Source organism: Pseudoalteromonas sp. NEC-BIFX-2020_015 (assembly GCF_012952265.1).
GTDB lineage: Bacteria > Pseudomonadota > Gammaproteobacteria > Enterobacterales > Alteromonadaceae > Pseudoalteromonas > Pseudoalteromonas neustonica.
Genome location: NZ_JABCJL010000052.1, coordinates 1 through 7,534 on the forward strand (window position 1 = coordinate 1; position 7,534 = coordinate 7,534).

Annotated in this window: 7 protein-coding genes and 1 pseudogene; 6 read left to right on the forward strand and 2 right to left on the reverse strand. The window is 39.2% G+C overall.

All coding sequences use genetic code 11. The annotated features are described in order from the left end of the window. Window positions 1-366: 366 nt before the first annotated feature. Entirely contained in the window at window positions 367-660 is a 294-nt protein-coding gene (locus HH219_RS21300; protein ID WP_054455627.1) for a type II toxin-antitoxin system RelE/ParE family toxin, read from the reverse strand. Continuing rightward, window positions 660-899: a type II toxin-antitoxin system ParD family antitoxin gene (locus HH219_RS21305; protein ID WP_081154161.1), complete on the reverse strand. Its 240-nt coding sequence runs from the start codon at window positions 897-899 to the stop codon at window positions 660-662. Before HH219_RS21305 ends, HH219_RS21300 begins: the two co-directional genes overlap by 1 nt. A 455-nt stretch (window positions 900-1,354) precedes the next feature. On the opposite strand from HH219_RS21305, the gene HH219_RS22195 reads away from it, so the two are divergent. The 6 genes and pseudogenes from HH219_RS22195 to HH219_RS21855 form a co-directional block, all read left to right on the forward strand. Further along, window positions 1,355-1,648 carry a transposase gene (locus tag HH219_RS22195; protein ID WP_249118582.1) on the forward strand — a complete coding sequence of 98 codons (294 nt, stop codon included), beginning with the start codon at window positions 1,355-1,357 and terminating at the stop codon, window positions 1,646-1,648. A 525-nt stretch (window positions 1,649-2,173) separates the two neighbouring features. Continuing rightward, the gene (locus HH219_RS22200) at window positions 2,174-2,281 is read left to right on the forward strand and encodes a transposase (protein WP_249118583.1); all 108 of its coding nucleotides are present in this window, start codon (window positions 2,174-2,176) and stop codon (window positions 2,279-2,281) included. Window positions 2,282-2,835: 554 nt separating this feature from the next. Further along, window positions 2,836-4,917: a GspE/PulE family protein gene (locus tag HH219_RS21315; RefSeq protein ID WP_054206494.1), complete on the forward strand. Its 2,082-nt coding sequence runs from the start codon at window positions 2,836-2,838 to the stop codon at window positions 4,915-4,917. A gap of 1 nt (window position 4,918) precedes the next feature. Next, complete coding sequence (locus HH219_RS21320; RefSeq protein WP_169328556.1) at window positions 4,919-6,292, forward strand: prepilin-type N-terminal cleavage/methylation domain-containing protein; 1,374 nt, start codon at window positions 4,919-4,921, stop codon at window positions 6,290-6,292. Between the two features lie 14 nt (window positions 6,293-6,306). After that, window positions 6,307-7,089: a hypothetical protein gene (locus HH219_RS21325; protein ID WP_169328557.1), complete on the forward strand. Its 783-nt coding sequence runs from the start codon at window positions 6,307-6,309 to the stop codon at window positions 7,087-7,089. A 122-nt stretch (window positions 7,090-7,211) separates the two neighbouring features. Then, window positions 7,212-7,382 (forward strand): annotated as a pseudogene (locus HH219_RS21855) (Mobile element protein); the annotation flags it as partial. Between the last annotated feature and the right edge of the window lie 152 nt (window positions 7,383-7,534).

Below are 7,534 nucleotides of genomic sequence, written 5' to 3' on the forward strand. Positions count from 1 at the left end.
GTTTTAATGTAAATAAAGATGACATATATGGTCACTCCGCCTGAGTCAAATTTTCAGGTGGTTTTTTATTCTTTTACAGTACATTTTTGTTATTACATGATGATCACCGCGCCAGCGAGTTTTTACTCAAACGGACGCTAAACAGTTGGCTAGCGCTCGTTCCTCGCAATTTTAGCCAACAATTTCGCGCCGGTTAGTAAGGCGTTTTTTGGCTGTAAAATTACTCTTTTTTTAAGAAAAACAGCCAGTTTTATGGGTCCTAAATGCATTGCCTAGTGCTTTAAAAGCGCTTAGAGTTAATTACAGGAGCTCGTTTTTTAATTGAATTTGGCTGTTAGAGTTATTCTACAGCCACGTTATATTTTTCTAGATTGCGGAGTTAACATCCATACTTTTATGTAATATTCTCACGATAAATATTTGATTGTTTTTATACTCTTTATAATAGATAACATGGCTAGCTTGTGGGTATTTGCTGTAACCTTCTCGTATATAATCACAGTTAATACCTAGCTCGGGATCACCAGCTAATAAATGGAACGTGTTATCTAATATTTTTAGGTAATCATTCCGTTGAGCTAGCCCCCAAGTTATTTGGGTATATTTAGCTATTTTAATTAAGTCTGTTTTGGCTTTCGAAGATAATACAAACTTATTCATTAATGGTTATCTTTATCTAATTCAGTCAATAAGCTTTCATAGCTGTACTCGGCAACACCGCTTTGTTCGCCTTGGATTAACATATTACGTAAATTTAAAAGCTTAGCTTCTTGATCTTCTAAGGCTCTTAATCCTGCTCTAACGATTTCACTTGCTGAGCCATAACGGCCAGTGTTAAGTTGTTGGTTTATAAACTGATCAAAATGATCGCCTAGTGTAACGCTTGTATTTTTAGCCATGATGTAAAACCTCATAAGTACCTATATATAATATATTATGGTATAAAAAATATAACAAGTCACTTAAAAGAACAAAAAACAGTTGGCTTTTTGCTCCTGCGTCGCTAAATTTAGGCAACAATTTTTTGCCTCTTAGTGGGGGTTGTGACGGTAGGATTACTCTTTTCAGGAACTAATTCGGTACTTTTATAATTGATTGTTTTTTAACCTTGAACCCACAGGGTTACTGTGATCTAATAGATATTATTCACCCACGGTAAACTGTTATGGCCAACTACAAGCCTGACTTATCCTGCCAAAATAAATTCAGTCCTATTAATTTTTCTGAGTAAATCCTGCCAGGTACATTTGAGTATGCCCTTTGTTATATTGTCGAAAATAAGATCGATTTATCAGGATTCGATGTGTGGTAAAACAACGATAAAACGGGGGCTGCGGCGTATCCGCCATCGGTGATGTTAAAGATTATTTTACTCGGTTATGCGCATGGATTAATCAGTAGTCGCCGTATTGCCAAAGCCTGTGAGAACAATATCTTATTCATGCGTGTGTCGGGTGATATCCAACCGCATTACACATCGATAGCGGGCTTCGTGGCGAAAATGCATGAACAGATTGAGCCATTATTTACGCAAGTACTGATGATATGTGATGAAGAAGGGTTGATAGGTCGTAATATGTTTGCCATTGATGGCTGTAAATTAAAATCAAATGCGAGCAAAGACAAATTTATAGAGAATGAATTTTAACAGCGTAGCTGGCCTGAAAGGCGAGTCCATGGATAGGACGAGTAAAGCGCGAAAATGACCACGTCAAAAGGGACAATCCAAGGCTACAATGGCATTGCGATTAATGACGATAAACATCAAATACTTGCATTGGGTAAATAATGGCAAGCACAGGCATGGGGTTCAGTGGGCGAGCAACAAACCTTGCAGCCAGCGGTTAAGCAATTACAATAACAGCTCGCTAAGCTCAATACAAAAAAAGAAGCAGATAATCACACCATAAAGTTTACCGCAGACAGTGGGTTTAACAGCGAAGTGAATCTTGAGTTTATGGCGCAAAGTGGCTTTGATACTTACATTGCGGATAATCAATTTAGAAAACGAAACGTTGTTTAAAGAGAGTGAAAACTTCCTATAAATAAAAAGGAAACAGAGCAAGAAAAGCGCCGACTAAAAAGGCGTAATGGCAAGCCTCGCTTATTTACCTCAGAGGACTTTCATTATGATGAAGCAACCCAAACCTGCCTCTGCCCCGCAGGCAATGGTATGTGGCGAAGCGGGATTAATGTAAAGAGTCACAATCAAGAATACACGCGATTCTGCGGTTACTTAAAAGATTGCAAAGTATGCCCACTGCAACAGCAATGCATGTGAAAGCCACCAATAAAAACAGGCCGACAAGTGCAGTTTAAAAATGATGAGTCGCGTAAACAGCTCAGCTACATTGACAAAATGAAGGCCAAAATAGACAGCCCACTGGGGCGACGACAATATTTTATAAAGTAATGGTAAAAGACTCGGTTGTATAGAATCTGCTTTCCTTATGGTAAAAAGCGAAATATTACAGTCAATAAAGGCATGAACAAATTGACCTTACGCGGACAAGCGAAAGTGAATACATTCACTTTATTTTGCGGCAGCTGTATTGCCTTGTTCATAATCTAGAAAAGCTGAGAAACACGATACATTAATAAGGGTAACCCCTTATCACCTCAAATAAGCCACTTAAACACCTGCAATACCTTCTAAAACGCCCATTAAAACGACATCAGTCCTCTTTTTATATTTACGTAAAATCGAAGTAGCCGATTGAATTAAAATGAGAGCTCAACTATGTTTAAAGCATCAATAAAAATAAATTAAAAACGAGTTATTCTACAGGCTCGTTATATAAAGTGATGTCTAGTAAATAAAGGCAGGAGGCTCTAATGGTACGAACATCAACACATTGGCTTCTGGATGCTCTGCTTAGTTCAAAACCTGAGCTTGTACTACCAGATAACTATAATCTTTCAATGGATGCCCGTGAAGCTTGGCATCAATTGCAAACAACACTAAGATTACCTGCTAGCGCAATTTGTAACGCACTTTCTTTAACTTATTCTACAGACAGTATTAATATACAAGAATTTAAACCTCCCAGAGATAACCCTTTTAGTGAAAAGGTTTGTCGTGATATGGGCATATTGCCCTTTGATTTGAGTGTTAATAAACCGGTTATTGCAACTTATGATCCTCGTCGACTTCCCGAATACTATGATCAAATACGTTTTATTCTGATGGGTGACTTTAAACTGGCTATTTTGTCTCCTGAAGAATTTGATATTGGGCTTACACGGCTCTTTTCGACAATTAACCACGACTATAGGGCTATTGATCTAACCGTTGCGTTAGTCGATGAAGGTGAAATTCCCCAGTTAGCGAAAGCCATCTTACGCTCTGCTATAGATAAAAGGGCATCTGATATTCATATACACCCGATGGTTGGTGGGGCTGCAATTAGATTTCGAGTTGATGGTGTTTTAGAGCGAATTGCATCGTTTCCCAAGCAGCAGCACGAAGGCTTGTCTCGCTATTTTACTATGAATGCAGGGCTAGAGCTGAACCCCCTAACTGCTCAAGATGGACGAATGCGATTAATTTATGGTCAACGTGAAATTGACGTTAGATTGTCTTTATTGCCCGTATTTGATGGCATGAGAATCGTGTGTCGCCTTCTTGAGCAAGGCAAGCAGTTTTCTTTAGTTAATAGTGGCTTTTCCCCTTCTGATTATCATGCACTAAAACGACTTGTATCCTACGGCTCGGGAATTGTACTGCTGACGGGGCCTACTGGGTCAGGGAAGACATCAACACTGTACGGCCTGCTTTCAGAACTCAATAGTGTAGATGTCAATATTATGACCTTGGAAAACCCGGTGGAATACGTTTTACCCGGTATATCACAAGTGCAAGTCAATGATGCTCAAGGTCTTTCTTTTGGTGATACGTTGCGATCAATACTAAGGCAAGACCCTGACATTGTTTTGGTTGGTGAAATACGTGATGCTGAAACGGCAAAAATCGCATCTCAAGCGGCGTTAACGGGGCATTTGGTATTGTCTACGTTGCATACTAATGACGCAATGGCGACAGTACCTAGACTTTTGGATCTTGGAATAAATCCATCGGTTTTGGCTGATGTATTGGTTGGTGTCGTTTCCCAGCGTCTGGTTAGAAAGCTATGTTCATCCTGTAAAGTAAAGGTCACTAAGCCACTCCTTCCTGAAGAATTAGAATATGAACGTATCACCGGTGAGCAGCCTGGTTGTCGTGCTATAGGATGTGATAAGTGTCATTATACTGGCTACATGGGCCGCCTTCCTATTACTGAAGTTATGGAAGTATCACCAGAGATGCGCACATTAATGTTAAGTGGCTGTAATAACGTTAATGACTTAACAGAGGCTAATAACAGTTTTCAGACGCAGATGGCCGTTAGCGCAGGGCAATGGATAGTTTCTGGTGAAACAACAGTCCAAGAGGTCGGGCGTGAGCTGGGCTTACATTTTTGGCGTGAACTTGCAGTGGTTAATAATAAAGTACCAAATATGTTGCTAGATAATTTTTCAAGGTCAAACTCGCTTTCAGAGGATCGTCTCAAAGTTTTGTTGATATCTGATAATAAAGAGCTTCAATCAATGCTAGCTGAAAGTTTTCAATATGGAATAGTCTTTGTTAATAATGAACACAAGGCTTCCGAAATTTTGAAAAAAGATACTTCAGTTATTGCCATTTTAATTGATGCTGCCCTTATGCAGTCTACTCCAGAAAAATGGCTTGGAAAGCTGAGAGAGCAATTGGCTTGGTCGGGGACTCCTGTGCTATTTTTAATCCCCCAAAATCAAAATGAAACCAAAATATTGTTGAATAAATTCCATGCGCATGCGATGGAATACGATGAAAATATGACCTCTCCTACTGAAATCGTTAATAAGCTACAAAGTATACTGACTAAAGGAACACTCTAGTATGAACGCTCAAATATTACGAAAAAACACTAATCAGGGCTTCACTTTGTTAGAAATAATTGTTGTTGTAGCGATTATTGGAATACTCGCGGTTGTGGCGGTTCCTTTGTATAATGATTACATAATACGTGCGCAGGTTACAGAAGCTTTTGTTTTTGCCGATGCGGAAAGAATTAAGGTCATTGAAAAACGTATTGAAAGCTCCAACTTTGATATTGCAACATTTTCTGAACCAAAAGTACATATGACTTCTTTGAAGTGGGTGCCTGTAGCGAATAACAACCCAGTCGAAAATTCAGTTATCGGGTATATTCTTCCTACTATGGATTTAAAAGGCCTTGGGGTGAGAGATACATTTGCACTTGAGTATTTTTATAATGGCGCTTGGCGTTGCGTTAATGCTGCCAATGCGATTGGGCGTGGCGCAGTGTCTACCAATAAAGCGCTTGATGACAAGTATCTCCCAAGTAGCTGCCTTAACGGAGCAGGACTTTTGGCTGCACACCCTAATGTGCCTGCGGGCTGCCCCTCTGGAACACAAAAAGTACAAGTGAAAGATGCTAACGGTAAACAGCAACAAGTCTGCCAGCTACCTAAGACACAGAAACAACCTCAGGTCGTTCCACAACTACAACCACAGTTGCAACCACAAGCACAACCACAGTTACAACAATTAACGCCAAGTGTAATACCAATAGTAAAACCACAACTTAAAAAATGTCCAGGCACTTTAAAATTAGGTTCGGATGGAAGGTGCCATACATCCAGTGCCCCTTTGCCGGCACAATGTCCCGTGGGTCAAGACTGTGGGCATCATGATCCTAAATGTTCAGTAGCGGGGCAAGAATATATAGGAGCAACTTCAGTCGCTGTACGCGATCAACACAACCCCTATGGCTCGAATGTTTATACAACTAAGACTGCAATTGTTCCCGCTCAGTGCGTAGCAAAATGTAAAGACGGTTTTGTGTTCAATCCCAAAGAGCCTTCAAAGTGTGCAATAGCCCCTTCAACAAATAATCATACTTGTCGAGGCCCTAAATTTATTTGTGAGCGAAGCCATGTCACTACAGGGGCTACGTGTACAGTTGATGCTCCTTATGCTGCCAATTTTATTGAAAATTTAAAAGATGGTTCCCGTTATGTAACAAGAGGCTGTGTTACACAGCAAGAGGCATTTGAAGCTGACAAGTACAATAAAGGCAATGCAAATTGTAAAAATTATAATGTTGTAGTGCTACAAGACGCTCACTTTAAATGTACATTTGCTTGCTATGGTGATGCTTGTAATCTTGAATCCGTTCCAGATCATCCAGCGACATGGGGTGATGGTAAATCGTCAACGGATTTACCTGATCAGTTTAATACTCCTTAAAGGTAGGTTTCAGTATGGCTGATAAAAAGGATAAACAATCATTTAACAATGGAACTCACCAGCCTAGCTTGAATGATATTTTGAAAACGAATAGTAACGCAAACAAAGTAAGTGGTAGCTATCACAATAGAGGTTCCAACAATGGTACATCTATGACTCCCCAAAGCCTTGATGAAATACTGAATAAAGATAAGAAAAAACAAAAAGTGGATCCCAGTGTCGCCAATTCTGCCTCTCTTTGTGATTTGCCAGGTTTAGATGATTTGGTCAATATAGGAAGTCATTCTAATTCTTTTCAGCAACATACTTCATCTAGTAGAGATGAATCAACGAAGACGATTCACCAAATAATTAATTCGACTAGGATTGAAGATTCACCCAAACAGGAAAAGAAAATTGAAGGTATTGTTGGTCAAAAACACCGTAAAGTTTTAAGTATCGTAATTTTTTTGGTATTTATTATTATCGCTACTAGTTTTTTCAACCCTAAACAAGATAAAGGAATAGCGCCCGAATTTGCCTTGGCTCAACAGTTGATGGTTGTCGTGAATGGGATAGAAAAATACCGATTGGAAAATAACAAAACACCAGAAAAACTGTCTGATTTAGTTGAATTCCCTAGTGGGGCTGTAGAGTGGAGGGTCGACCAATATGATTTGCAACTAGAGGCGAGTGCGTTAGAGTTTTTTTTCTGGGAAGATTTAAATGGTTACATTGTAATATCACGGCTTGGGGATGAAGCTTGGATGTATAGCAATGAAGGTGAATCGAAAATAAAAAGAGTACCAGCAAGGTAGAAGGTGGTTACACAACAAAAAACAAAGAAAGAGCAAAAAAAATAGGAAAACACCTATCCTAAATTTTGTATTTTCATATTTTTTACTCGCTTTAAATGAGTGTGAAAAAAACAGAGTGATGCATGGCAATTGCAAGAAAACGTCAAATAAGTTTGGTTGATACAAAATACTATCACTGTATTTCTCGGTGTGTTCGCCGAGCATTTTTATGTGGTGAAGACTGTTTTACGTGAAAGCCTTATGAACACCGCAGAGCGTGGTTTGAGGATAAGTTACTTGCTTTAGCAAAGATATCGCCTGTATGGCCTATGTAGATTTAAACCTGAGGGATCCCCACGAATATTTATTCATGTAATCCCTCAATATTGACTGTTAAATTTGAGAGTTCGGACAATACATAAATGTACTCTTCTAATGGTATGAAATACCTATCGTCATCAATGAT

Excerpts from the sequence above, each read along its gene's own strand:
- HH219_RS21300 (WP_054455627.1), bottom strand. The coding sequence starts at position 660 with ATGAATAAGTTTGTATTATCTTCGAAAGCCAAAACAGACTTAATTAAA.
- HH219_RS21305 (WP_081154161.1), bottom strand. The coding sequence starts at position 899 with ATGGCTAAAAATACAAGCGTTACACTAGGCGATCATTTTGATCAGTTT.
- HH219_RS22195 (WP_249118582.1), top strand. The coding sequence starts at position 1,355 with ATGTTAAAGATTATTTTACTCGGTTATGCGCATGGATTAATCAGTAGT.
- HH219_RS22200 (WP_249118583.1), top strand. The coding sequence starts at position 2,174 with ATGTGGCGAAGCGGGATTAATGTAAAGAGTCACAATCAAGAATACACG.
- HH219_RS21315 (WP_054206494.1), top strand. The coding sequence starts at position 2,836 with ATGGTACGAACATCAACACATTGGCTTCTGGATGCTCTGCTTAGTTCA.
- HH219_RS21320 (WP_169328556.1), top strand. The coding sequence starts at position 4,919 with ATGAACGCTCAAATATTACGAAAAAACACTAATCAGGGCTTCACTTTG.
- HH219_RS21325 (WP_169328557.1), top strand. The coding sequence starts at position 6,307 with ATGGCTGATAAAAAGGATAAACAATCATTTAACAATGGAACTCACCAG.